This is a genomic window from Kitasatospora fiedleri (assembly GCF_948472415.1).
Classification (GTDB): domain Bacteria; phylum Actinomycetota; class Actinomycetes; order Streptomycetales; family Streptomycetaceae; genus Kitasatospora; species Kitasatospora fiedleri.
Window position 1 is genome coordinate 3,533,402 of sequence record NZ_OX419519.1, and the last position, 25,343, is coordinate 3,558,744.

At 76.1% G+C, this 25,343-nt stretch carries 17 protein-coding genes and 1 pseudogene; 1 reads left to right on the plus strand and 17 read right to left on the minus strand.

The features are described 5' to 3' along the window. Positions 1 to 134: 134 nt before the first annotated feature. The 10 genes from QMQ26_RS16350 to bldG form a co-directional block, all read right to left on the minus strand. A complete protein-coding gene (locus tag QMQ26_RS16350) occupies positions 135 to 1,766 on the minus strand; it encodes an alpha/beta hydrolase (protein WP_282206156.1) in 1,632 nt (543 codons plus the stop codon). Positions 1,767 to 2,150: 384 nt separating this feature from the next. Further along, positions 2,151 to 2,894, minus strand: a complete 744-nt coding sequence (locus tag QMQ26_RS16355; RefSeq protein WP_282206157.1) for a hypothetical protein — start codon at positions 2,892 to 2,894, stop codon at positions 2,151 to 2,153. Between the two features lie 588 nt (positions 2,895 to 3,482). Continuing rightward, on the minus strand, positions 3,483 to 4,688 hold the full coding sequence (locus tag QMQ26_RS16360) for a DNA polymerase III subunit delta' (RefSeq protein WP_282206158.1): 1,206 nt from the start codon (positions 4,686 to 4,688) through the stop codon (positions 3,483 to 3,485). A 181-nt stretch (positions 4,689 to 4,869) separates the two neighbouring features. After that, positions 4,870 to 8,061, minus strand: a complete 3,192-nt coding sequence (tmk, locus tag QMQ26_RS16365) for a dTMP kinase (protein ID WP_282206159.1) — start codon at positions 8,059 to 8,061, stop codon at positions 4,870 to 4,872. A 78-nt stretch (positions 8,062 to 8,139) separates the two neighbouring features. Then, the gene (gene topA / locus QMQ26_RS16370; RefSeq protein WP_282206160.1) at positions 8,140 to 11,034 is read right to left on the minus strand and encodes a type I DNA topoisomerase; all 2,895 of its coding nucleotides are present in this window, start codon (positions 11,032 to 11,034) and stop codon (positions 8,140 to 8,142) included. A gap of 463 nt (positions 11,035 to 11,497) precedes the next feature. Then, positions 11,498 to 12,052 carry a hypothetical protein gene (locus tag QMQ26_RS16375; RefSeq protein ID WP_282206161.1) on the minus strand — a complete coding sequence of 185 codons (555 nt, stop codon included), beginning with the start codon at positions 12,050 to 12,052 and terminating at the stop codon, positions 11,498 to 11,500. Between the two features lie 200 nt (positions 12,053 to 12,252). After that, the gene (locus tag QMQ26_RS16380; protein ID WP_282206537.1) at positions 12,253 to 13,746 is read right to left on the minus strand and encodes a DUF7059 domain-containing protein; all 1,494 of its coding nucleotides are present in this window, start codon (positions 13,744 to 13,746) and stop codon (positions 12,253 to 12,255) included. 176 nt (positions 13,747 to 13,922) lie between these two features. Further along, entirely contained in the window at positions 13,923 to 14,648 is a 726-nt protein-coding gene (locus tag QMQ26_RS16385) for a small secreted protein (RefSeq protein WP_282206162.1), read from the minus strand. Between the two features lie 309 nt (positions 14,649 to 14,957). After that, positions 14,958 to 15,374 carry an ATP-binding protein gene (locus QMQ26_RS16390; RefSeq protein WP_100837541.1) on the minus strand — a complete coding sequence of 139 codons (417 nt, stop codon included), beginning with the start codon at positions 15,372 to 15,374 and terminating at the stop codon, positions 14,958 to 14,960. A gap of 171 nt (positions 15,375 to 15,545) precedes the next feature. Continuing rightward, positions 15,546 to 15,887 carry an anti-sigma factor antagonist BldG gene (bldG, locus tag QMQ26_RS16395; protein ID WP_100837540.1) on the minus strand — a complete coding sequence of 114 codons (342 nt, stop codon included), beginning with the start codon at positions 15,885 to 15,887 and terminating at the stop codon, positions 15,546 to 15,548. 222 nt (positions 15,888 to 16,109) lie between these two features. Between bldG and QMQ26_RS16400 the strand changes: the two genes are divergently transcribed. Then, entirely contained in the window at positions 16,110 to 18,497 is a 2,388-nt protein-coding gene (locus QMQ26_RS16400) for a DEAD/DEAH box helicase (RefSeq protein WP_282206163.1), read from the plus strand. A 198-nt stretch (positions 18,498 to 18,695) separates the two neighbouring features. Here QMQ26_RS16400 and QMQ26_RS38290 read toward each other — a convergent pair. From QMQ26_RS38290 to ssd, 7 genes and pseudogenes are all read right to left on the minus strand, one after another. Then, a pseudogene (locus QMQ26_RS38290) lies at positions 18,696 to 19,031 on the minus strand (Rv3654c family TadE-like protein); the annotation flags it as partial. Positions 19,032 to 19,089: 58 nt separating this feature from the next. Next, a complete protein-coding gene (locus tag QMQ26_RS16410; RefSeq protein WP_282206165.1) occupies positions 19,090 to 19,425 on the minus strand; it encodes a TadE family type IV pilus minor pilin in 336 nt (111 codons plus the stop codon). A gap of 82 nt (positions 19,426 to 19,507) precedes the next feature. Further along, on the minus strand, positions 19,508 to 19,759 hold the full coding sequence (locus tag QMQ26_RS16415; RefSeq protein WP_282206166.1) for a DUF4244 domain-containing protein: 252 nt from the start codon (positions 19,757 to 19,759) through the stop codon (positions 19,508 to 19,510). Between the two features lie 163 nt (positions 19,760 to 19,922). Continuing rightward, a complete protein-coding gene (locus tag QMQ26_RS16420; RefSeq protein WP_282206167.1) occupies positions 19,923 to 20,510 on the minus strand; it encodes a type II secretion system F family protein in 588 nt (195 codons plus the stop codon). A gap of 475 nt (positions 20,511 to 20,985) precedes the next feature. Further along, positions 20,986 to 21,573, minus strand: coding sequence for a type II secretion system F family protein (locus QMQ26_RS16425; RefSeq protein WP_282206168.1), 588 nt, complete (start codon positions 21,571 to 21,573; stop codon positions 20,986 to 20,988). A gap of 585 nt (positions 21,574 to 22,158) precedes the next feature. Continuing rightward, positions 22,159 to 23,400, minus strand: coding sequence for a TadA family conjugal transfer-associated ATPase (locus QMQ26_RS16430; protein WP_282206538.1), 1,242 nt, complete (start codon positions 23,398 to 23,400; stop codon positions 22,159 to 22,161). A 417-nt stretch (positions 23,401 to 23,817) separates the two neighbouring features. Next, positions 23,818 to 24,915, minus strand: coding sequence for a septum site-determining protein Ssd (ssd, locus tag QMQ26_RS16435; protein WP_100837535.1), 1,098 nt, complete (start codon positions 24,913 to 24,915; stop codon positions 23,818 to 23,820). Between the last annotated feature and the right edge of the window lie 428 nt (positions 24,916 to 25,343).

A 25,343-nucleotide genomic window follows, 5' to 3' on the forward strand; every position in this document is an offset into this window, starting at 1 on the left:
GCGGACGGGGGCGGGACGCCGAAGGGGCTGCGCCATGGTAGCCGCCAGCCCCTTCACGCGTGGACACTCCTGACGGGCTCCAGCCCGGAGAACGCCCCGCGCCCCGCACCCCGCACCCCGGCTCCACGTCCCGCTCAGTCCTTGCAGACCTTCCCGTTCGCCGGCGCCTCCCCGCCCAGCAGGTAGCCGTTGACCGCGTCGTCGATGCAGGCGTTCTGCCGCTGGTACGCGGTGTGCCCGTCGCCCTCGTAGGTGAGCAGCCGCCCGGCCTCCAGCTGTCCGGCCAGCGACTGCGCCCAGGCGTACGGGGTGGCCGGGTCCCGGGTGGTGCCGACGACCACGATCGGGTCGGACCCGGCGGCCCGGACGGTGTGCGGGGCGCCGGTGGCCCGGTCCGGCCAGTAGCCGCAGCCGAGCGCCATCCAGGCCATGTCGCGGCCGAAGTGCGGGGCGGCCTTCCGGAAGGCGGGGAGGGCGGCGGTGACCGCGGCCGGGTCGGCGAACGGGGCGGGCAGGTCGAGGCAGTTGACGGCCATGTTGGCGTACATCAGGTTCTCGTAGCTGCCGTCGTCGCCGCGCCCGTAGTAGCTGTCGGCGAGCTTGAGCAGCGCGCTGCCGTCGCCGGCCAGGGCGGTGGTCAGGGCCTCACGCAGGTAGGACCAGAGCGATTCGGCGTACATCGCCTCGGCGACGCCGGTGAGCGCCTGGGCCTCGGTCAGCGGGCGGTTCTGCTCGGTCGGCAGCGGCTCGGCGTCGAGCTGCGCGAACAGCGCGTCCAGCTTCCGGCCGGCCTCCTCGGCGCTGTGGCCGACCGGGCAGTCGTCGCGCTTGGCGCAGTCCTCGGCGAACGCCGTCCAGGCGGTCTCGAAGCCGCCGGCCTGGGTGAGGTTGCCGGTGGCGGCGTCCAGCGAGGGGTCCATCGCGCCGTCCAGGACGACCTTGCCGACCTTGCTCGGGAACAGGCCCGCGTACGTCGCGCCCAGGAAGGTGCCGTACGACTTGCCGACGTAGTTGAGCTTCCGGTCGCCGACCAGCGCCCGCAGCACGTCCATGTCGCGGGCCGCCTCCACGGTGGAGACGTGGCCCAGCAGGTCGCCCGCCTGCGCCCGGCAGCCGGCCGCGAACTCCTTGTCGGCGGCCACCAGCGCGTCGGTCTCGCCCTGGTCGTCGGGGGTGAGGTCGGTGGCGGTGTACGCGTCCATCCGCGGGCCGGTCAGGCAGGTGATCGGCGCGGACCGGCCGACCCCGCGTGGGTCGAATCCCACCAGGTCGAAGCTGGAGCGCACGCCCGCGTCGTAGCGCCCCGCGACCCGCTCGGTGTAGTCGATCGCGGAGCCGCCCGGCCCGCCCGGGTTGAGCAGCAGCGAGCCGATCCGGTGCCCCGTGCCGCCCGCGGGCTTGCGGACCGCGGACAGCTCCACGTCGTGCCCGTCGCCGGGGTGCGCGTAGTCCAGCGGCACCTTGAAGGTGGTGCACTCGAACCCGGAGTCGCACGGCTTCCAGCTCAACTGCTGTGCGTAGTACGGGGCCAGCGCGGCCGGCACCTCGACGGGCAGCGGCTCCAGCGGGGTGGCCCCGGGCGTGGGGGCGCCACCCGTCGCACCACCCGTCGCGCCGCCCGCCACGCTGTCCGCCGAGCGGCCCCCGGCACCGGACGGCGTGCCGGACGCGGCCGGGTGCCCGGACGTACAGCCCGCCAGCAGCAGCGACACGGCGGCGGCCAGCGCGACGGCGGCGGCCGGCCGGCGGGTCCGGGCGACTCTCATGACGGTGGGTCCTCTCCCCTGGGAACGGCGCGGCGGCCGGGGCCGACACCGGGAGGCCGAGCCTAGGCCCTGTCCGGTCGATCTTGCCGGATCAGCGCGCGGCGTCGGGGGCCCGGCTGGGAGTGCCGGCGGAACGCCCTCGTACTGGGTGTACTTGGGTGTTTCGCCGGTGCTTCCGAGGGGGCACCTCCCAGCCCCCCTTGGGGCTGGGAGAGGGATGCCCGGCGTCGCGCGCCCGGCAAGATCGGCCGGACAGGGCCTGGCCGCCGGCACCGCCAGGCCCGGCGACTCGCCCACCCACCACCGCGGCCGGCCGATCGCCGCACCGCCGATCGCACCACAGCCCCCCGTCCGACGGCGCGACCCCGCGCCCGCCGCCGACCGCTACTTGGCGAGCTGCTCCGCCAGGTACTGCACCGCGACCCGCACCAGCCGCAGCCGCTCCCGCTCCGGCGTGTAGTCCTGCACCACCTCGGACGTCCGCACCTCGGCCCGCGACCTGGCGTCCCGCAGCGCCGCCTGCACCGCCCGTCCGGACGCCAGCCCGGCCGCGTCCCGCTTCGCCGCGGCCAGCAGCAGCCGCCCGCCCGCCGCCCCGGGCGCCTCCGCCGCCGCCCCGGCCAGCGCCCGGGCGTCGTACCGGCCGGAGACCGCCGCGGCCGCCCCGTACAGGTCGGGACGGGCCAGCCCGGCCGCCGCCGCGCAGGGCGCGCCGCCGTCCACGCCGAGCACGCTCCACGTCGCGGGGCCGGCCGGCAGGGTGCGGAAGGCCGCGCCGACGGCCGCCCGCAGCGCCGCGTCGTCCGCGACCGCCTGCGGGGCGGCGGCCACCAGGTCGCAGGGGTGCCCGGTGCCGCCGGGGGCCTCGGGGGCGACCACCACGAACGGGCGGGCCTTGCCCTGCTGCACCGCCGACGCCACGCCGTCGAACACGTCCGGCAGGTCGGCGTCGGCGGTGTGCCCGGGTGTCCCGGAGTGCAGCACGATCACCGGGAACCGGTCCGCCGGGTTCTTCCCGTACTCGGCGGGCAGCCACACCCGCACCGCCCGCGCCCGCCCGTCCGGACCGGGCACCGCACCCTGCACCAGCTCCCCGCCCGCCACCTTGCCCACCGACGCGAACGCCACCGCGGACGCCGTCGCGGGCGCCGTCGCAGAGGCCGCAGGCGACGGCACCGCCGCGGGGACGACCCGGCCGCCGCCAGATCCACGCTGCCCGCGGGCCGGTCCGCCGCCACCACCGCCACGGCCCGCCCCGCCTCGCCCCGCTCCCCCAGCAGCACCGCCACCCCGAGCGCGCTCACGCACATCAGGCACAGCCCCGCCGCCCCCGCCCGCACCAGCACCGGCCGCACCTCCGCCGCCAGCTCGTACGTCTGCGCGGACCGCAGGTCCCGCCAGCGCACCATCGCCGCACGGGCCAGCCAACTGCCCGCCACCGCGGCCACCAGCAACAACAGGACCAGGAGCGAACGGGGCATGGGGACGCACCACCTCGGGGAAGGACCGGCCGCCGGACGCGAGCGCGTGGTCAGTGCACAGGGTGCAAGACCACGCGTCCCCTCGCCCGAGGGCGGTACGGGCGTCTCCGCACGTTCACTCGAACGAGCGACGGCCGGACGGCCCCACCGCATCCCTTCAGCACCTCATCGGCGCCCCCGCAGCACCCCGCCGCACCCCCCGCAGCACCCCGAGCGCCAAGGCCACCCCGCAGGTTCAGCCCGCCCGCAGCGCCACCGTCATCGCCTCCACCGCCAGCAGCGGGTCCACGTTCCGGTCCAGCGCCCGCCGGCAGGCCAGCACGGCCTCGATCCGGCGCAGCGTGTGCTCCGCCGTGCCCGCCCCCGCGACCCGCTGCAGCGCCGGGCGCTGGTCCTCGTTCGCCAGCTCGCCGACCGCGCCGAACTGCAGGGCCAGCACGTCCCGGTAGAAGCCCAGCAGGTCGCCGAGCGCCACGTTCAGCGTCTCGCGGCGGGTTCGGGTGGCCCGGCTCTTCTGCCGCTTCTCCAGCTCCTTGACCGCCCCGGCCATGCCGCGCGGGGCCCGGCTGCCCTCCGCCGCGCCGTACGCGGCCCGCAGGTCCTCGCTCTCCCGGGTGTCCTGGGTCTCGGCCAGCGCCTCGGCGTCCGCCTTCGCGGTGTCCACCAGCCGCTGGGCGGCGGCCAGGCAGCCGCCCAGGTCGGCGACCTCCAGCGGGATGCGCAGCACCTCGGCCCGCCGCGAGCGGGCCTGCTCGTCCACCGCGAGCCGCCGCGACCGGTCGATGTCGCCCTGCCCGGCCAGCGCGGCCAGCCGGGCCGCCTCCGGCTCCACCCCGTCCCGCCGGACCAGCATGTCGGCGACCGCCTCCGCGGCGGGCGTGCGCAGCACCAGCAGGCGGCAGCGCGAGCGGATCGTCGGCAGCACGTCCTGCACGGACGGCGCGCACAGCAGCCACACCGTCCGCGGCGAGGGCTCCTCGACGCCCTTGAGCAGCGCGTTCGCGGCCGCCTCGGTCAGCCGGTGCGCGGCGTCCACCATGATCACCGACCAGCGGCCGCCGGTCGGGTAGCTCGCCGCCCGCAGCACCAGCTCGCGCATGTCGCCGACGCCGATCGACAGACCGTCCGTCCGCACCTGCTTCACGTCCGCGTGGCTGCCCGACAGGACCGTGTGGCAGCCGTCGCAGAAGCCGCAGCCGGGCGTCCCGCCGAGCTCCAGGTCCGGGCTGGTGCACTGCAGCGCCGCCGCGAACGCCCGCGCCGCCGTCACCTGCCCCGCCCCCGGCGGGCCGGTGAACAGCCAGGCGTGCGTCATCAGCGAGGCGTTGCCCTCCGCGGGCCCGCCCCGCCCCGCCAGCACGCTCGCCCGGGCCGCCCGCGCCGCCGCCTGCAGCTGCTCGACCACCCGGTCCTGGCCGACCAGGTCGTCCCACACACTCACGCCGCGCTCCTCCTCGCCGATCCCGCCCCGCCGAGCCTAACCCCGCCCGCGGACAGCACCGACGCGCCGACCTGGAACCCGGGCCCGGAACGCAGGGGCGCGGGGAACCGCGCGGGGAACGGACCCCGCGCGGTTCCCCGCGCCCCTGCTCGCACCACCGTCCCGTCCACCCGGACGGAACCTAGTCCTTGCGGCGCCGCCAGCCGCCCTTCTTGGGCTGCTGCTCGTCCTGGCCGGGCTCGGGCTCGGCCACCTCCCAGCGGGCCCACTCCTCGCGGGAGCCGAGCAGGCTGTCCGTCAGGCTGGGCAGGTCGTCGAGCGGGGTCTCCTCCGCCCACTCCGGCCGGGGCCGCAGCTCGCGGGTCTGCGCGGAGTCGGGCTCGTCCCGGAACATCCCCCTGGGCGCCTGCCGGGCCGGGTCCGCCACCGGCAGCACCGCCGTCTCCTCGACGCCCCCGACCTTCGGCAGCACCGCGGTCTCGTCCGCCGCCGGCCGCCCGGCCGCCCCGGCCCCAGCCCCCGCGCCGGACCCGGACCCGGAGCCGGAGCCGGAGCCGGACCCGGAACCGGGACGGGAACCCTTCGGGCCGGCCCCCTGCACCCCGGGCTTGGGCAGTTCCCGGGTGGTCTCCACGTCGGACTCCACCTTCGGCAGCACCGCCGTCTCGTCCACCGGAGCCGCAGTCGGAGCAGCCGGAGCGGGCGCAGCCGGAGCCGGGGCCGCCGGGGCCTCCGCCGCCGGCGCGGCAGCCGCCTCCGCCGCCGCGGCCCGCCGCGCGTCCTCCGCCCGCTGCAGCGCCTCCTCGGCGCGCCGCCGCTGCTCCTCCCGCTGCAGCTCGCGTTGGCGCGCGAACTCGGCCCGGGCGGCCTCCTCCGCCGCGGCCTCGCGCGCCGCCGCCTCCGCCGCCTCGGCCCGCGCGGCCTCCGCGGCGCGCCGCTCGGCCTCCTCCCGGGTCCGTCGCGCGGACTCCGCCTCGGCGGCGATCCGGGCGTCCTCGGCGGCCTGGCGCGCGGCCTCGGCCTGGACGCGGGCGGCCTCCTCGGCGGCAAGGCGGTCCTTCTCGGCCTGCTCGGCGCGCAGCTGCTCCAGCAGGGCGAGGCGCTTGCGCTCGGCCTCCTCGGCGGCCTTGCGGGCGGCCTCGGCCTCGGCGGCGCGCCGGGCGGCCTCCTCGCGGGCCTTGCGCTCCTGCTCGGCCTTGGCGGCCTTCTCCTGGCCGGAGAGCGGCAGCTCGCGGTCGAGCCGGTGCCGGATCGCGGTGGTGACGTTGGCGGCGGGCTGGGTGCCGTCGACGACCAGGTAGCGGGCCGGGTCGGCGGCGGCCAGCGCCAGGAAGCCGGAGCGGACCCGCTGGTGGAACTCGGTGGGCTCGGACTCCAGCCGGTCGAGCGCCTCGGTGAAGCGCTCCCGGGCGGCCGTCGGGTCGACGTCCAGGACGACGGTCAGGTCGGGCACCAGCCCGCCGGTGGCCCAGCGGGAGATCCGGGCGACCTCGGTGGCGGCCAGGTCGCGGCCGGCGCCCTGGTAGGCGATGGAGGAGTCCATGTACCGGTCGGTGAGGACGACCGCGCCGCGCTCCAGCGCCGGGCGGATGACGTTCTCGACGTGCTCGGCCCGGTCGGCGGCGTAGATCAGCGCCTCGGCCCGGTGCGACAGGCCGGTGTTGCCGACGTCCAGGACGAGGGCGCGCAGCCGCTGCCCGATCGGGGAGCCGCCGGGCTCGCGGGTCAGGACGACCTCGTGGCCCTTGGCCCGGATCCACTCAGCGAGGGCCTGCGCCTGGGTGGACTTGCCCGCCCCGTCGCCGCCCTCCAGCGCGATGAAGTAGCCCTGGCCGGCGGCCCGGTGCGGGGCGATCTCGGCCCGGCCGCGGACGGCCTGGGCCAGCTCGCGGCCGAACGGGACGACGCCGCGCTGGTCGTCGGTCCTGAGCAGGACGACGGCGGCCAGCGCCAGGGTCAGCAGCCCGGCGGTGGAGACCGCGAGCGCCGCGCCGTCGTGGATGAAGGTGAAGCTGCCGCGGCCGACCTCGCCGAGGGCGACCTGCCCGTACGCGGCGGCCAGCAGCGGCATGCCGATCAGCGCGGCGCCGACCACGGCCCGCAGGACGGCGTACAGGTGCTCGGTGACCTGGCCGAGGCGGATCTCCTCGATCTCCTGGGCGAGCAGCCCGCGTCCGGTGGCGATGACCACACCGGCGGCCAGGCCGGCCAGCACGGTGAACAGCAGCACCAGGACGAAGTCGAGGACCAGCCCGGCCAGGATCAGCGCCACGCCGGAGGTGACCAGGCCGAGCGCGAGCAGCCGGCGGCGGGACAGGCCGGGCAGGGTGGCGCGGCTGAGCCGGATGCCGAGCGCGGGGGTGCCGGCGGCGGCCAGGACGAGCAGGCCGTAGCCGATCGGTCCGGCCAGGTGCTCGCCCGCGGTGAGCAGGCCGAGCGCGGTGACGCCCGCCATCGAGGCGTAGGCGGCGGCGATCGAGAAGGTGAAGTAGGGGGCGGAGCCGGTGCGGCCCTTCTTCAGGGACGGGCCCGGGGTGGCGTCGACGGGCGCGCGCAGGCCCCGGAGCGGGGAGCGCGGCGCGGCGGTGGCCCCGGCCGGGAGCTCCTGGAAGTACAGCAGCGCGGCGTTGGCGACGAACAGGGCGGTGGTGCCGAGCGCGGCGACGGTGAGCTGGTGGTCGCGCAGCCAGTCCAGGCCGAGCGCGGCCAGCACGTTGTTGAGCAGCGTGAAGCCGATCAGCCCGGCGGCGGCCAGCGGCAGGGCGGCCCAGCCGGTGCGCAGGTCGAGGGTGCGGACGGCGTCCAGCGCGGCGGCGGACGGCGGTCCGGGCTGTTCGGGGACGGCCAGCAGGCCGGGGACGGCGGCGGCCTTGCCGATCGTCCAGACCCGTTCGGCGGCGCCGGCCAGGAAGGCGGTGCCGAGTAGCGGCCAGATCGCCGAGCCGGGCGTCCAGACCGCCCACCAGGGGGCGAGTCCGATCAGCAGGGCGCGGGCCAGGTCGGCGCCGAGCAGGCTCCAGCGCCGGTCGAGCTTCCCGCCGACCAAGGCGTGCACCGGGCCGAGCAGGACGGCGCCGACCAGCCCGGTGGCCAGCAGCCGGGCCGCGAACACCGCGGCGACGGCGAGCGCGAGCGCCCGGTAGCCGTGCCCGAACTGGCCGCCGAGCACGGCGGCCAGCACGGTGAGCGGCACCAGCACCAGCAGGGTCAGCCGGTCGGCGGCACCGCCGAGCAGCTGGGTGGTCCACAGCTTCCGGTAGGGCCGGAGCCGGAGCAGCGCACGGGCCCGTTCACCGGGCGTCCCGGCGGGGGCGACCTCCGGGAGGCCGGGGGCGGCGGTGCGTGCGGTGGGGGGCAGCTCCTCGCTCGTCATACGGTCAGCGTAGCGAGTGCGGGTGCCCGTCCTTGACGGGCCCGCCCGAATTCGAACAGGCCCGTTACGGAGTGTCCGTCAGCTCTCCTCGGAACCGGCGTCGGCAGCGGCGGACTTCTCGCCCGCCGCGGCCCTGGCGGTGGTCTTCTTCGCCGCCGTCTTCTTCACCGTCGCGGTCTTCTTCGCGACGGTCTTCTTGGCCGCGGTCTTGGCCGCCGCGGTCTTGGTGGCCGTGGCCTTCTTCGCCGTCGTCGTCTTCTTCGCCGGGGCCTTCTTGGCGGTCTTCTTCACCGGCCCGCGGGCGCGCTTCTCGGCGAGCAGCTCGTACGCCCGCTCGGGGGTGATGGTCTCGACCTCGTCGTCCTTGCGGAGCGTCGCGTTGGTCTCCCCGTCGGTGACGTACGGGCCGAACCGGCCGTCCTTGACCACCACCGGCTTCTCGCTGACCGGGTCGTTGCCGAGCTCCTTGAGCGGCGGCGCGGCGGCGGCCCGCCCGCGCGCCTTGGGCTGGGCGTAGATGGCCAGCGCCTCGTCGAGGGTGATGCTGAACAGCTGGTCCTCGCTGGTGAGCGAGCGCGAGTCGGTGCCGCGCTTGAGGTACGGGCCGTAGCGGCCGTTCTGCGCGGTGATCTCGTTGCCCTCGGCGTCGGCGCCGACCACGCGCGGCAGCGAGAGCAGCTTCAGCGCGTCCTCCAGCGTGACGGTGTCCAGGTCCATCGACGCGAACAGCGAGGCGGTGCGCGGCTTGACGGCGTTCTTGCCGGTCTTCGGGGTGCCCTCGGGCAGCACCTCGGTGACGTACGGGCCGTACCGGCCGGCCTTGGCGACCAGCGGGTTGCCGCTGACCGGGTCGGTGCCGAGCTCGCGCTCGCCGCTGGGCTTGGCGAACAGCTCCTCGGCCAGCTCGACGGTCAGCTCGTCCGGCGGCAGGTCCTCGGGGACGTCGGCGCGCTGGCCGGTCTCGCCCTCGACGGCGGCGGGGCGTTCCACGTACGGGCCGTAGCGACCGACCCGGAGCACGACGCCGTCGCCGACCGGGAAGGAGCTGATCTCCCGGGCGTCGATCGCGCCGAGGTCGGTGACGAGCTCCTTGAGGCCGCCGAGGTGGTCGCCGTCGCCGTTGCCCGCGTCGGCAGCGGCGCCGACCGCACCGACGTCCGCGCCGCCGGCCGCGCCCGCGCCGAAGTAGAAGCGCTTGAGCCACGGCACGGACTCGGCCTGGCCGGCCGCGATCCGGTCGAGGTCGTCCTCCATCTTCGCGGTGAAGTCGTAGTCGACCAGCCGGCCGAAGTGCTTCTCCAGCAGGTTGACCACCGCGAAGGACAGGAAGGACGGCACCAGGGCGGTGCCCTTCTTGAACACGTACTTGCGGTTGATGATCGTGTCGATGATCGAGGCGTAGGTGGACGGGCGGCCGATCTCCCGGTCCTCCAGCTCCTTGACCAGCGAGGCCTCGGTGTAGCGGGCCGGCGGCTTGGTGGCGTGGCCCTCGGGGGTGAGCCTCTCGGCGGCCAGCGGGTCGCCCTCGGCGACCTGCGGCAGGCGGCGCTCGCGGTCGTCCAGCTCGGCGTTCGGGTCGTCGGCGCCCTCGACGTACGCCTTCAGGAAGCCGTGGAAGGTGATGATCTTGCCGGAGGCGGAGAACTCGGCGTCCCGCCCGTCGGCGGCCCGGCCGCCGACCTTCACGGTCACCGACTGGCCGACCGCGTCCTTCATCTGGGAGGCGACGGTGCGCATCCAGATCAGCTCGTACAGCCGGAAGTCGTCGCCGCCCAGCCCGGTCTCGGCGGGCGTGCGGAAGCGGTCCCCGGACGGGCGGATCGCCTCGTGCGCCTCCTGCGCGTTCTTCACCTTGGCGGCGTAGGTGCGCGGCGCGGACGGCAGGTAGTCGGCCCCGTACAGCTGGGTGACCTGGGCGCGGGCCGCGGTGATCGCGGTCTCCGACAGCGTGGTCGAGTCGGTGCGCATGTAGGTGATGAAGCCGTTCTCGTACAGCTTCTGCGCCACCTGCATGGTCCGCTTCGCGCCGAAGCCCAGCTTGCGGCTGGCCTCCTGCTGCAGCGTGGTGGTGCGGAACGGCGCGTACGGGGAGCGGCGGTACGGCTTCGACTCGACGCTGCGGACGCTGAACGCGGTCTGCTGGAGCGCGGCGGCCAGCGTGCGGGCGGCCTGCTCGTCCAGGTGCAGGGTGGTCGCGGCGCTCTTCAGCCGCCCGTCCGGGCCGAAGTCGCGGCCGGTGGCGACCCGCTTGCCGTCGACCGAGACCAGCCGGGCCCCGAAGGACTCCGGGTTGGCCGCGTCGGCGGCGGTGCGGCCGGTGCCGAAGGTGCCGACCAGGTCCCAGTACGAGGCCGAGGTGAAGGCGATCCGCTCGCGCTCGCGCTCGACCACCAGGCGGGTGGCCACCGACTGGACGCGGCCCGCCGAGAGCTTCGGCATGACCTTCTTCCACAGCACGGGGGAGACCTCGTAGCCGTAGAGGCGGTCCAGGATGCGGCGGGTCTCCTGGGCGTCGACCAGGCGCTTGTTCAGGTGCCGCGGGTTGCGCACGGCCTCCTGGATGGCGTCCTTGGTGATCTCGTGGAAGACCATCCGGTGCACCGGCACCTTGGGCTTGAGCACTTCCTGCAGGTGCCACGCGATGGCCTCGCCCTCGCGGTCCTCATCGGTGGCGAGGAAGAGCTCGTCGGACTCCTTGAGCAACGACTTCAGCTTGGTGACCTGGGACCTCTTGTCCGGGTTCACCACGTAGATGGGGGCGAAGTCGTGGTCCACGTCGACGCCGAGGCGGCGCACCTCGCCGGTGTACTCGTCCGGGACCTCGGCGGCCGTGCCGGGCAGGTCACGGATGTGACCGACACTGGCCTCGACGATGTAGCCGGGCCCGAGGTAGCCCTTGATCGTCTTGGCCTTGGCCGGCGACTCGACGATGACGAGTCGCTTGCCGTGCGCGGTCTCGCTGCTCGGGGACACCTTCGCTCTTCTCTCCCGGTCGTTTACCAAAGCTCCTGGGCTGCCGCAGCGCGACAGCTCCCGGGCTGCCGCAGCGCGACGGCCCCACCAGCGGAGTGTGACCGTACCCCGGCCACCCTTGTCAAACGGACGGAACCTGCTTTTTCACCGGCAAGGCCGACCGACGCCACTCGAACGGTAACCCGGCGACCGGCCCCGGGGCATGTCTTTCCCCGGCAACCACGCCTTCCACCGGGTCCGAACGGCCCGCCCCCGAACGGCCGGAACCCACCCCGGAGCGGCCCGATCCGCCCCTCACCCGCCGTCCGGAAACCGCTCGGGAACCGTCCGGGAGTCCGTCGGGAACCCGTCGGGAACCGCCCGGACGGTGCGCGGACACCAAGCGGAAGAGCGCGCTCCGACACCGGCGGGGACGTTCTACGGACAGCCGGCCGGGACGCTCCGCGGAGGCCGGCCGGCAGCGTCAGCGCAGCGCCAGGGCCAGCAGCGTCAGGCCCCCGGCCAGCGCGGACGTGGCGAGCAGCGCCCAGAACAGGTCGGCCGGCAGCGAGGGCAGTTCCTCGTGGGCGGCCAGCACCACCCGGTCCGGACGACGCGGGTCGTAGGCGACCTGGACGGCCGCGCCCGGGATCAGCCGGGCCGGGCGGCGCAGCGGCGTGTTGCCGCGCGGCCGGGCCAGCACCAGGCGGTGCGCCCCGTCCGGCGCGGCGAGCGGACGCAGTTCGTGAACCGTACCCGCACCGGCGTCGGCCACGACCGCGAGGTCGGCCGGGAGATCGGCCGGGAAATCGGCGGCGAGACCGGCCCGGCCGCCGGGCGACGCCACCGGGTAGGACAGCAGCGGGCTGCCGTCCATCGCCGCGGCGGGGTCCGGATCGGCGACCACCTGCGCGGTGGCGGGCACCCCGTACCGACGCAGGCGGTGGCGAAGACGCAGTTCCACGGCGCACCACAGCAGCAGCGCGCTCCCGAAGACCGTCAGGACCGCCCCGCCCACCAGCGTCGTCGGCGTCTCCACCCCGGTCCTCCCCCGCGCGTCCACAGCCTGTGGACAGCACCCTGGCACCCGGTGGACAACCGGCGGCGGACGCCCGGAGTACGCCCGGCCACGGGTGGGGAACGGCGAGGTGAACCCGCCCCGGGTCCGGGACGGGTCTCCGCACGACTCCGTGGGACTCCGCGGGGCGGCGCCGCGACAGCGGGTCGCGGCCCGCGGGCTCAGCGGACCGGCTCGACGAACCCCTGCTCGGTGAGCAGCCGCAGCGACTCGGGCACCCGCTCGCGCAGCTGCGCCGGGTCCTCGCCGAGCAGTTGGGCGATCGCGTCGACGATCTCCCCGGCGGCCAGGGTGCCGTCGCAGACGCCGACGAAGCCCGCGCCGACCGTGTCGACCTTGGTGGCCCGCCGCATGCCCCGGTTGTGCCGGAGCACCACGTGTTCCGGGTCCTCCGAGCCGGGGTCGCCGATCTGCTCCTGGACCACCTCGTCGGCGAGCAGGTAGCGGGCGGCCAGCAGTCCGGCGTCGTCGTGGGCGCGCAGGAAGTCCTGCCGGGCGAACCACTCCTCGATGTGCGGGCCGAGCGGCTGCTCGACGGGGTGCGGCCACTCCTCGATCCGCACCACGGGGTCGGTCGCGCCGGAGGCCCGCAGGGTGATCCAGCCGAAGCCGATGCCCTCGACGCCGGCCGCCTCGAAGTCGTCCAGCCACTCCTCGTACCGGGCGGCGTACTCCTCGCCGCGGTGGTCGCCGCCGTCGCGCAGCCACAGCTCGGCGTACTGGGCGACGTCCTGCACCTCGCGCTGCACCACCCAGGCGTCCAGGCCGGTGCCGGCCACCCAGCCGGCCAACCGGTCGCGCCAGTCCTCGCCCTTGACGTGCTGCCAGTTCGCCAGCAGCTGGCAGTAGCCACCGGGCGCCAGGTGGTCGGCCGCGCCGCGGACCACGCTGCGGCACAGCTCGTCGCCGGCCATCCCGCCGTCCCGGTAGGTGAACCGGCCGGCCGGGGAGATCACGAACGGCGGGTTGGAGACGATCAGGTCGAAGCGGCGCTCGCCGACCGGCTCGTACAGGCTGCCCCCGGCGGTCTCGACCTGGTCGAAGCCGGAGAGCGCGGCGGTCAGCCGGGTGAAGTGCAGGGCGCGCGGGTTGAGGTCGGTGGCGGTGACCCGCTGGGCGTGCCGGGCCGCGTGCAGGGCCTGCACGCCGGAGCCGGAGCCCAGGTCGAGCACCTCGCGGACCGGTCGGCGCACCGTCAGGTTGGCCAGCGTGGTGGACGCCCCGCCCACCCCGAGCACCAGGTCGCGCCGCTCGACCCCGGCGGCCGTCCGGCCCGAGCCGATCCCGCCCGCGCCGCCGACGGCGCAGCCCAGGTCGGAGACCACCCAGGCGTCGGCGCTGGGCAGCCCGGCGACCTCGTCGGCGTACGGCCGCACGTCCACGGTGGCGCGCAGGTCGTCGCCGTCGGCGGTCAGCCAGCCGTCGGCCAGCAGGGCGTCGACCGGCAGCGCGGCGGCGGCCGCGGCCCTGGGCACGGCCCGTTGCAGCAGGAACAGCCGCACCAGGGTCTCCAGCGGCGAGCCGCCGCAGGTCGCCCGCAGCGCGGGGACGGCCTCGCTGCGGGCCAGCGCCGCGTACGCGGTCGGGCCGAGCAGGTCCAGCAGTCCGTCGGCGGTGAAGGAGGCGCTCAGCAGCGCCTCGCGGAACTCCGCCATCCGGCCGGAATCAAGAACGGGGCTGTTCGTCACCCCGCCATTCTCCCCCGTCCCACGCGAGGATCGCCCCGCCCGCCGGTCCGGGTCCGCCGGTCCGGGCACGCCGGTCGGGGCGCGTCGGTCGGGGCGCGTCGGTCGGGGCGCGTCGGTTCGGAGCGGTGCGGACCGACGAGGTGTCAGCTCTTGGCGGGCGAGGGCGAACCGGACGCGGCAGCGGACCCGGACGCGGTCGACCCGGACGCGGCGGACCCGGACGGGCTGCCGGAGGCCGCCGGGTCGGCCGGGGAGGCGCTGTCGCCGGGGGCCGCGGTGCCGGTCGCGCCCGCGCCGCCGGTCGCCGCGGCGGACGGGTCGGCGGACGCGCCCGTTCCGGCGGCACCGGCCTTGCAGCCGGGCTGCTTCTTCATCGCCTCGCCCAGGCCGCCGCTCTGCAGGGTGGCCAGCGCGGAGGTGGACACCTGGGAGAGCTGCTGCACCTGGTCCCCGACGCTGCGCAGGCCGTCCGCGAACTTGGCCTGGTCCGCGCTGGTCAGCCCGTCGAGCTTCTTCTGCGCGTCCAGGTAGCCCTGCGCGACCTGCTTCAGCTCGTTGACGGCGTCCTGCTGGACCTTCGCCCCGTCGTCGATCTTCGGCGCCCCGGCCTTCTGGACCGCGTCGGCCAGCTGCTGGTTGGTGGTGGCGAGCGAGGCAAGGTCGGCCGAGAGGCGTTTCTGCAGGTCGACGGGGGCCTCGCCCTGCTTGACGTCCGCGGTGTCCGCGAGGGCCGCCTTGGACTGCGCGATCGGGTCCTTCGCGCCGTCGCAGACGCTCTTCGCCCAGCCGTCGAGTTTCGCCGACGAATCGTCGGCGGAGCAGCCGACCGCCGCCAGCGCGAACAGCACGCCGAGCACGGGGACGGTCACCAGTCGCTTCTTCACCGGGGCCCTTTCGGTCACTGACACCCGGCTCCGGGCATCGCCAGCGAACCTACACGCCCACCCGGACCGCCCCGGTGGGAAGGCCGCGACCCACGGCATCCGCGCAGCTCAGCACCTGCCCGGGAACGACGAAGCACCGCCTCGCTCGATCTGCCGAGGCGGTACGTACGACGGACCGGACAGCGCCACCTGAACGAACAGCGCTGCCGGAACGGACCGGGCCGTCCGAACGGACCCGGTGGGCGGACGACTCGATGGGCGGACCAGCCGGCGGACCGGCCTCCCGGTCCCCCATCAGACCGAGACGGACACCGGGGTGACCGGCCAGCTCATCCGGATCACACCGCCGTCGGAGCCGTTGCCGACCTCGACGTCCTCGACCAGGCCGGTGATCACCGCGAGGCCGAGCGCGTCCTCGTCCTCCGGGTCACCGCCCCCGGCGGAACCGGCGGCGTGCGCCGGTCCGGCCTCGTCGGCGACCTCGATGAGGAACCGCTTCTCCTGCTCGGTGAGCGCCACCCGGACCGCGCCGCCCATGCCGTTGCGCTGGTGCAGCGCCACCGCGCGCGAGCAGGCCTCACCGACGGCGAGGCGCAACTCGTCGAGCACCGACTCGTCCACCCCCGCGCGTCTGGCCACCGCGGCGGCCACCAGCCGGGCGGTGCGCACGTGCTCGGGAAGCGCGCTGAATCGAAGTTCGACGGTTGCCATGTCTCCCCTCCGGGGTTGCTCCACCGCCGCCGGGCACACCGGCCCGCACGGCGGAGGCGGGGGCGCCGACCACGCCGGCCGGGCAGGGCGACGGGCCCGGCCGACCGGCGACGGTCGATCGAAGTGATGCGGTGGGAGCGGCCGATGGGAACGGCCGACCGACGGGAGACGTCAGTCGGTCGCCGCGACGGCCTCGTCCACCGAGTTGTGGATCGGGAACACCTTGGTCAGACCGGTGATCCGGAAGATCTTCAGGATGCGCTCCTGGTTGCACACCAGGCGCAGCGAACCCTCGTGCGCACGGACCCGCTTCAGGCCACCGACCAGCACGCCGAGACCGGTGGAGTCGAGGAAGTCGACGCCCTCCATGTCCACGACCAAGTGGTAGTTGCCCTCGTTGACGAGCTCGACAAGCTGCTCGCGCAACTTGGGCGCGGTGTACACATCGATCTCGCCGCCAACCTCGACGACCGTGCGATCGCCGACAGTACGGGTCGACAGGGACAGGTCCACGGAACCTCCAGCACCTTGCCTTGCTACGTCATTGCGATCTTCAACCCAGCGGCTGCCACCGCAGGGTCGCAGGACCAGGGCGCGGCGAACCGGCAGGTCGGAGCCTCAGCGTTGCGGCCCTCGGCCATGCGGCCGTCACGGGCCTCATTCAACCACCTGCGGCCACGGCCGCACGATGGTTAACAGCGATTCTCCGTCACGCCGGTGACACACTGGGTCTTCATGCCGCCCCGCCACCACCAGCCCGAGGCCCTGCTCACTGCCCTTTCCCACGGGCGCGGCAGGTCTGACCGCCTCACCCATACGGAGCACCTGCCCGCCCGAGCGGCCCGGTATGCGCCTTGGCCGGAAGGAATCCGGCAGGAAGTCGTCGCGGCGGCCTCCGGGCTCGGCGTGGTGCTGCCCTGGGCGCACCAGGCGGAGGCGATGGACCTGGCCGCCGCCGGGCGGACCACGGTGATCGCCACCGGTACCGCCTCGGGCAAGTCGCTGGGCTATCTGGCCCCGCTGCTGAGCGACCTGCTGACCGGCACCGAGGCCCGCAACGGGCGCGGCGCGACCGCGCTGTACCTGGCCCCGACCAAGGCACTGGCCGCCGACCAGCGCCGGCGCGCCGCCGAACTCGTCCCCGACCGCGTCCGGGTGGCGCTGTACGACGGCGACACCCCGCCGCAGGAGCGCGAGTGGGTCCGCCAGTACGCGTCCTACGTGCTGACCAACCCGGACATGCTGCACCGCGGCATACTCCCGGCCCACCCGCGCTGGTCCTCCTTCCTCAAGGCGCTGCGGTACGTCGTGGTCGACGAGTGCCACACCTACCGCGGCGTGTTCGGCTCGCACGTCGCCCAGGTGCTGCGCCGGCTGCGGCGGCTGTGCGCCCGCTACGGCTCCGAGCCGACCTTCCTGCTGGCCTCCGCGACCACCGCCGAACCGGCCGTCACCGCCGAGCGGCTCACCGGCCTGCCCGCCACCGCCGTCACCGAGGACTGCTCGCCGCGCGGCCCGCTGGTGTTCGCGCTGTGGGAGCCGCCGCTGACCGAGAACGTCGGCGAGCACGGCGCGCCCGTCCGCCGCAGCGCCACCGCCGAGGCCGGGTACCTGCTGACCGACCTGGTGCACGGCGGCACCCGCACGGTGGCCTTCGTCCGTTCCCGGCGGGCCGCCGAACTGGTCGCGCTGCAGGCCCAGGAGCAGCTCGGTCAGCCGCTCGCCGCCCGGGTCGCCGCCTACCGGGGCGGCTACCTGGCCGAGGAGCGCCGGGCCCTGGAGCGCGACCTGCACACCGGCCGGCTGCTCGGCCTGGCCTCCACCTCCGCCCTCGAACTCGGCGTGGACGTCTCGGGCCTGGACGCCGTCCTGCTGGCCGGCTACCCCGGCACCCGGGCCTCGCTGTGGCAGCAGGCCGGGCGGGCGGGCCGGGAGGGCCAGGGGGCGCTGGCGGTGCTGATCGCCCGGGACGACCCGCTGGACACGTACCTCGTCCACCACCCGGAGGCGCTGTTCGCCACCCCGGTGGAGGCCACCGTCCTCGACCCGGACAACCCGCACGTGCTGGCTCCGCACCTGTGCGCGGCCGCCGCCGAACTCCCGCTCACCGACGCCGACCTGGAGTTGTTCGGCCCGTCCACCGCACCGCTGCTGCCGGTGCTGGAGCGGCGCGGCCTGCTGCGGCGGCGCTCGGACGGCTCCTGGTACTGGACCCGCCGCGAGCGCGCCGCCGACGGCGTCGACCTGCGCGGCAGCGGTGGCAGCCCCGTGCAGATCGTCGAGGCCGACACCGGGCGGCTGCTCGGCACCGTGGACGCCGAGGCCGCGCACACCACCGTGCACACCGGGGCGGTCCACCTGCACCGGGGTGCCACCTACCTGGTCCGCGAGTTCGACCTGGAGTCCTCGGTCGCCCTGGTCTCCCCCGCGAACCCGCCGTACACCACCTCCGCCCGGGACGTCACCTCCATCTCGATCCTGTCCACCGACACCGTCGAGGAGTGGGGCGAGGCCCGGCTCGGCTTCGGCTCGGTGGAGGTCACCAACCAGGTCGTCGGCTACCTCCGCAAGCGGATCTCCACCGGCGAGGTCCTCGGCGAGAGCAAGCTCGACCTGCCGCCCCGCACACTGCGCACCCGCGCCGTCTGGTGGACCGTCACCGAGGACCAACTCCTGGACGCACTCGTCCCGTTCGACCAGCTCCCCGGCGCGGCCCACGCCGCCGAGCACGCCTCCATCGGACTCCTCCCGCTGTTCGCCACCTGCGACCGCTGGGACATCGGCGGCGTCTCCGTCCCGCTGCACCCCGACACCGGCCTGCCGACCGTCTTCGTGTACGACGGCCACTCCGGCGGCGCGGGCTTCGCCGAACGCGGCTTCCGGCGCGCCGTCGAGTGGCTGACCGCCACCCGGGACGCCATCGCCGCCTGCGAGTGCGAACGCGGCTGCCCGTCCTGCGTCCAGTCCCCGAAGTGCGGCAACGGCAACGAGCCGCTCGACAAGGCCGCCGCGATCCGCCTGCTCACCGTCCTCCTCGCCGGCGCCCCGACCCGAGTCACCGCCCCGACCCAGGCCACCGCCCCGGACGGCGCCAGCGAGGAGGGACCGGTCGAGAACGGCTGACCTGCCGCCCGCGCGGACGCCCACCTGCACACCTGCCTGAACTCCCGTCACCGTGCTTCCCGGGCGCGCTCGTTGCCGCGACGGTTCCCGTCCTACGGTGAACGCCGCCGCGTCGGCCCCCTCGCCCCAGGCCCAGACCGGACCCGCCCGAGCACGGGCCCGGGCCGGGGGCAGCGGCACCGGGACGCCGTGGATCGGGACCTGGACCACCACCTCCACCGCGTCCTGCCCTGGGAGGACCTGGCAGGAGACCAGTTCGGCCCGCTCCTGGGCCCGGGTCAGTTCCGCGGCCCGTCCGCAGCCGCCGTCCTCGTCGAGCAGCAGCTGGTCGGCGGCGGCCAGGGCCGCGAGATCGGCCGCCGACTCGGCGCGGTGACGGGCGGCCACCACCGTCCCCAGCATCAGGCAGGCCGAGAACACCGCCACCCCGAGCGACCCCAGCGCCACCAGCCACACCGTCGCCGAACCGCGGTCGCCCACCGTTCCCGGTGGCGCGCCGCTCCCTGGCGCTCGTACCCGCACCCTCACCTGCATGAGCCGTCTCCTTCCGTTCGTTGCCGGCTGCCTCCACCGGCGGCCTCCACCGACTGCCTCAGCCGTCGGCCGGCACGTCCTCCCGGGCGCCGACCGCCGTGGCCGTGAGCCGGACCGACAGCAGGGCGGCGAGGCGGCCCGGGCCCGGGCAGGGGGCCTCGACGGTGGCCCGGGCGGTGGTGGCGTCCAGGTCGATGGCGACCTTCGCCCCGCGCGGGGCCGCGGCGGCGGCCTGGGCCAACGCGTCGGTGTCGCCCCGGGCGGCGGCCCGGGCGCCGACCCGGGCCGCGTCCACGCAGCGGATCTGGACACCGGCCGCCACCACGCCCCAGGTCAGCATCGCCGCCAGCAGCACCAGGGCCGGAAGCCCGACCGCGGTCTCCGCCGTGACCATCCCGCTGTCCGCCGGTCTCCGGTCAGTCGGTCTGCGGTCAGTCGGTCTCTGGTCAGTCGGCCTCCGGTCAGTCGGCCTCCGGTCAGACCGCATGCAGGGCCCGTTCGAGGATCTCGGACAGCGCTCCGGAGACCGTGCCGCTGGTCACCACCTTGTAGAGCACGGCGGCGAAGGCGCAGGCGGCAACGGTGCCGATCGCGTACTCCGCGGTGCTCATCCCGGCGTCCGGCGGACCGTCCGCCATCCTCCGGTAGCGGTGCCGGAACCAGCCCCCGCACCTGCGGACGGCGAGCAGCACGGCAGCGGGCCGGGCGGCCTCAACGAGCTTCTTCATGGTGAAATCCCTTTCTCTGACAGTGGATCGGCCGCAGGACCGACCTGGTTCGAACCAGCCGGAGAGCCGCAGAGGGCTCAAGAGCACGACAGGAGCGCGACGGGAGAGCGGCGGGAGGGCGCCGCGAGGGCCCCGGGGAGGCCGCACGCCCGGACGGCGCTGCTCACAGGCGCTGGGAGAAGGCGGCGGTCAGTCCCGTGACCACCGGCACCACCCCGATCAGCACGAACGCGGGCAGGAAGCAGAGCCCGAGCGGTGCGGTCGCCAGCACTCCGGCCCGCCGGACCCTCGCGTGCGCCGCCCGGGCGGCCGCTGCCCGGTGGGACTGGGCCAGACCCGTCAACGTGGCGGCCGGCGGGGTACCGCTGAGGCTGGTGCGGGCCAGGCAGCGGGCGAGCGGCGCCAAGGGCGGGCAGTCCGCCGCCAGTTGCTCCCAGCAGCGCTCCGGCCCCGCCCCGAGCGAGAGTTGGGCGGCGACCGCGGCCAGGCGATCCCGCATCGGGGCCGGCACACTGTCCGCGACGGCGGCGACCGCCCCGGCCGGGGAACCGTTCGACCCGAGGCAGGCCGCCAACAGCTCGGCGGTCAGCGGGAGCTGACGGACCAGCCAGTCCTGCTCCGCCGCCTGCCGGCGCCCGTCCGGCGACCGCACCCGGGGCAGCAGCCGCCAGGCCGCCCCACCGGCCAGCAGACCCACCACCGGGCCCGCCCAGCCGCCGACCAGCGCCCCGGCCGAGATGCCCAGCAGCACCGCCAGCGGCCGATCTCCCGCCAGCCACCCGACCGCCCGCCGTACCCCCGCCGCCGCCCGCCCGCGTCGCCCAGCCCGCCCCGCAGCGGCCGACACCGCCGGAACGCACCGCTCGACCCGCCGACGGACCACTCGCCACCGCACTGCTGCCAGCACCTCCCCGGCCAGCCCGGCAACCGCCGCCGGCGCCAGAACCGCCATCACGTCCACCTCGCCTCCCGCACTCGTCGCCACCCGCACCGAACCCCTGGATCGCCCCGCACCCGCACCACCCCGCGCCGTCCTCGCTCCCTGGCCACGCCCGCCCCTCCCGATCCGCCCGAAGGACTCCCCGCCCCGGTGCCGGCACGGCGACCCAGGGCCGCACCGCGCCATCCGCCGGCCGCCGCCCTCCTCGCCGACCAGCCGTCAACCACCTCGCTGCCGTGGCCCGTCGAAGCCTCCGGCTGAGCCCGAGCCTCCCGTCCGCAGGCCGTCACCACCCGACCGGTCCCGCCGTCGGCGACTGCGGAGCCACAAGCCGGAGGTCGCCGCGCGTCCGGGAGATCCCGCAACTGGCGGTAGCGGGACGGGACGGTCCGGGGCGGGCCGGGGCGTCCTCGGCGGAGCGGACGATCCGGGCCGTCCAGAGGACCCCCGCCGTCTCCAGGGCCGCCCCGACCAGCAGGCCGAGCAGGCCCACCGGGGTGTGCAGCAGGACGTGGACGGGGTCCGCCCCGAGTGCCGCACCCAGACCGAGACCGACGGCTGGCAGGGCGGCGAGGACGGCCATCGTGGTGCGTGGGCCTGCGAGTTCGCCCGCGATCTCCTCGCTGAGGGCCCGTTCGGCCCGCAGCGCGTCCGCGACCTGCTCCAGTCCGTCTGCCAGCCCGGTGCCGCTCTCGGTGCTGACCTGCCAGCAGGCCGCCATGGCCGCCGCGCCCTCCCCGCCCGGCAGTTCGGCCACCAGGCGGAGCGCCGCGGGCAGGTCCGCCCCGTAGCGGCCCGCCGCCAACCGGGCCGCGGGCTCGGCACCGAGGCGGCGGCCCCAGTCGGGGGCGGCCCGGGCGAGGACGGCGTGCATGGCCTGCTCGGGGTGGCACCGCTGCGCAGCTCGGCCGCCAGCCCGGCGGACAGGTCGATCACCGCCGTGGCCCGCCGCCGGGCCGCCCGGGCCGTGCGCCGCCCCGCCCGCCAGCGCCGGAGCGGGAGCACCCCGCAGGCCGCTCCGACCACCGGGAGCACCGAGGAGGTACCGTGCCCCACCACCGCCCCGAGCGGGAGCAGCAGCAGTTCGGGGACCAGCCAGCGCGGTCGCCGACGCCGCCACAGCGCCCGCACCCGCCCCAGCCGGCCCGACGGCCCACCCCGGCCCCGACGCCCGTGCAGCACCCGCCGCACCCGGCCGCCACCGCACACCCGGCGGCGCACCCCGAGCAGCCAGGCCGCCACGAGCACCCCGCCGATCGCCCCGGCGGCCACCCCCAGCAGGGCCGCCGCACGAGCCGCACCACCGGGACGGAACACCCCCGCCAGCACCCCGGACGCTCCGAGTGCCTCGACCGAAACGGTCATCACAGCCTCCTGATCGCGGAGCGCAGCAGGCGCCACGCCACCACCCCGAGCACGCACAGCGCGATCACCCAGACGCACTCCAGCCGACCCGCCGTCATGTCCCCTCCTCCGCAGGCTCGATGGCGGTAGCCTCCGGGCCCGTCCCGCCCCCGGCCCCGGTCCCGGCGGCCTCCGGGTGGGGCGGGAGGTCGAGGCCGCGTTCGGCGCACAGCTCCCGCAGGCGGGGCCAGCCGGGGCCGGGGCGGGCCCGGCCGTCGCGCTCGAAGTGGACGGCGGCGGCGGTGCTGGTCAGGCCGTCGGGCCCGCCGACCAGCAGGTGCAGCCCGGTGACCCGGCGACGGCCGTCGGCGCGGTCCCGGCCGAGGTGGACGACCGCGTCCAGTCCGGCCCGGAGCTGGCTGTGCAGGGAGTGCCGGTCGAGGCCGGCCAGCGAGCCGAGGGCCTCCAGCCGGGCGGGCACGTCGGCGGCGGTGTTGGCGTGGACGGTGCCGCAGCCGCCCTCGTGGCCGGTGTTCAGGGCGGACAGCAGGTCGACCACCTCGGCGCCGCGGACCTCGCCCACCACCAGCCGGTCGGGCCGCATCCGCAGCGCCTGCCGGACCAGGTCGCGCAGGGTCAGCTCGCCCAGCGACTCCTGGTTGGGCGGGCGGGACTGCAACCGGACCACGTGCGGGTGGTCCGGGCGCAGTTCGGCGGAGTCCTCGGCGAGCACGATGCGCTCGTTGCCGGGGACGAGGCCGAGCAGGGCGGCGAGCAGGGTGGTCTTCCCGGTGCCGGTGCCGCCGGAGACCAGCAGGGAGAGCCGGGCCCGCAAGATGGCGGCGAGCAGGTCGGCCCCGGACGGGGGCAGGGCCCCGGCGGCGACCAGTCCGGGGAGGGTGAAGGGCTCGCGACGGCTGGTGCGCAGCGAGATGTGGGTGCAGTCGGCGGCGATCGGCGGGAGGACGGCGTGCAGCCGGGTGCCGTCGGGCAGCCTGGCGTCCACCCAGGGGCGGGCGTCGTCGAGGCGGCGTCCGGCGGCGGTGGCGAGGCGGTGGGCGAGCCGACGGACGGCGTCCGCGTTCGGGAAGCGCACCTGGGGGGCGCGTTCCAGACCGTGGCCGCGGTCGACCCAGACCTGGTCGGGGCCGTTGACCAGGACGTCGGTGACGCCGTTCTCGGCCAGCAGCGGGTCGAGCGGGCCGGCGCCGACGATCTCGGAGCGCAGGCTGCGCACCGCGTTCAGCACGTCGGCCCCGCCGAGCGGGGGCCCGGCGGCGCGCAGCGCGGCGGCGACCGACCCGGCGGTGGGCGGCGCGCCCGCCTCGGCGAGCCGAATCCGGACGGCGTCCACCAGGTCGGCGGCCCCGTCCTGGACCGGTCCGGTGAGTCCCGCGACGGGAACGGTCGGCGGCCCGTCGTCCGCCGGGGCGGTGGGCGGCTTCCGGCGCACCAGGTAGCGCACCGGCGGGGCCGACCGGCCCTCGGGGACGGACCCGCCGTCCCCGGCCGGGAGGACGTCCTCCACGGGCCCTGACGGGGCGCCGACGAGGCTGCGGGGCCGCGGTACGGCGATCCGGCGGTGGGCGCGGGCGATCGGCCGCCGGACGGTCCGCCGACCGCCCTGGTGATCGTCCGGGGCACGGCCGTCCTCGGCACGGACGCCCACGGCATCCAGACCGACGGCGCCCGAGTCGACGGCCCGGGAGTCGATGGCGTCCAGGTCCACGGCGCGGGAGTCGATGGCGTGCAGGCGGTTGGTCATGGTCGCTCCTCAGGCCGCCGCGACGGGCGGCATCGCTTCGGTCAGGAATCGCCCGCAGAACCGGGCGAGCGGCCCGCGCTCCCGCAGGCCGGGCGGGGTGCCCCGTTCGACATCCAGGGCGAGGCCGGGCTCGGGGGCCAGCTCGCCCGCGAGCCGCAGGTGCAGGCCGCGGGCGACGCCGGCGGCGGTGAGTCCGGACGGGCCTGGGGTGCGGACGACAGCCCGCAGGTCGGTGAGCCGTATCCGGACGGCCGCGGCGACCCTGCCGGCGGCTGCCAGGGCGCGCAGTTCGGCGGGGACCACGAGCAGCCCGGTGTCGGACTGTTCGAGGGCCTGGGCGGCGGCCGCGTCGAGTTGTCTGGGCAGGTCGAGGACGACCAGCCCGCCGCGCCTGCGGGCGGCCGCCAGCACGCTGCGCATGGCCTCGGCGGGGATGGCCAGGGTGTCGGACCTGTCCCAGGACAGGGCGCTGAGCCGGTGCGGCTCGGGCAGCGCCTTGGCCAGCTCGGTGCCGCTGATCCGGCCGCGGGAGGCGGCCAGGTCGGGCCAGCGCAGCCCGTCGGCCTGCTCGGCGCCGAGCAGTACGTCGAGCCCGCCGCCGAGCGGGTCGCCGTCGATCAGCATGGTGCGGTGCCCGGCCCGGGCGGCGCAGACCGCGAGGGCGCAGGCCAGGGTGGAGGCGCCGGCGCCGCCGCGCCCGCCGAGCACGGCGACGGTGAGGGCGGGTGGCCCGACGCCCTCGGTGGCGTCGGCGATCCGGTCGAGCAGCCAGGGCTGCGCGTCCGGCAGGAAGAGCACGTGCTCGGCACCGAGCCGGACGGCGCGGACCCAGACCTCCCCGTCGTCGAGGTCGAGGCCGAGCAGCAGGACGCCGGGCCGGCGGGCCAGGCCGGCGCACTGCTCGGCGAGGTCGTCGCCGACCAGCACCAGCGGGGCGTCCGCCCACAGCCGGGCGGGCGGCGGGACGCCGAGCAGCCGCGGTTCGGCCCCGGCGGCGGCGCACAGACGGGTGAGCTGTTCGGCGAGCGCGGCGTCGCCGGTGAGGACGAGCGGCCCGGACGGGGGCTCGGGCGCGGTGGCGTGCGGGTCGGTGACGGAAGCGGACAAGGCGGCCTCCCGTGGTGCGGGGACGGTCTGACGGCGCGTCGGACGCGGTGGCCCGGACGGGCTCCGCGTGGCGGCGCGGACACCACGGTGCAGGACGGCGCGGAATGCGTTAGTCGACTTCCGATTGCCTGTGGATAACTCGCCCCTGTGGATAACCGAGGTCACTCGGACGGGGGCTAAAGCAGTTCGGAATTGACGCTTCGGGTATGTCGATATGACACTCACACAACTACGCAGAGTGACAAAAACTTGGGGTGCGAAGAACCCTCGACAACGGCTCCGGAGCCGCTGGAGCACCCCCCGCAACCACCGGCACCACCACTCCCTGCAGGCTCAACTGCCTACGGAAACGGGCCCGGACATGCGACGACCCCCGCCGGGGGGGAGAGCGGGGGTCGTCTATCCACGGCCCGGCTCGGGGGGGAGGA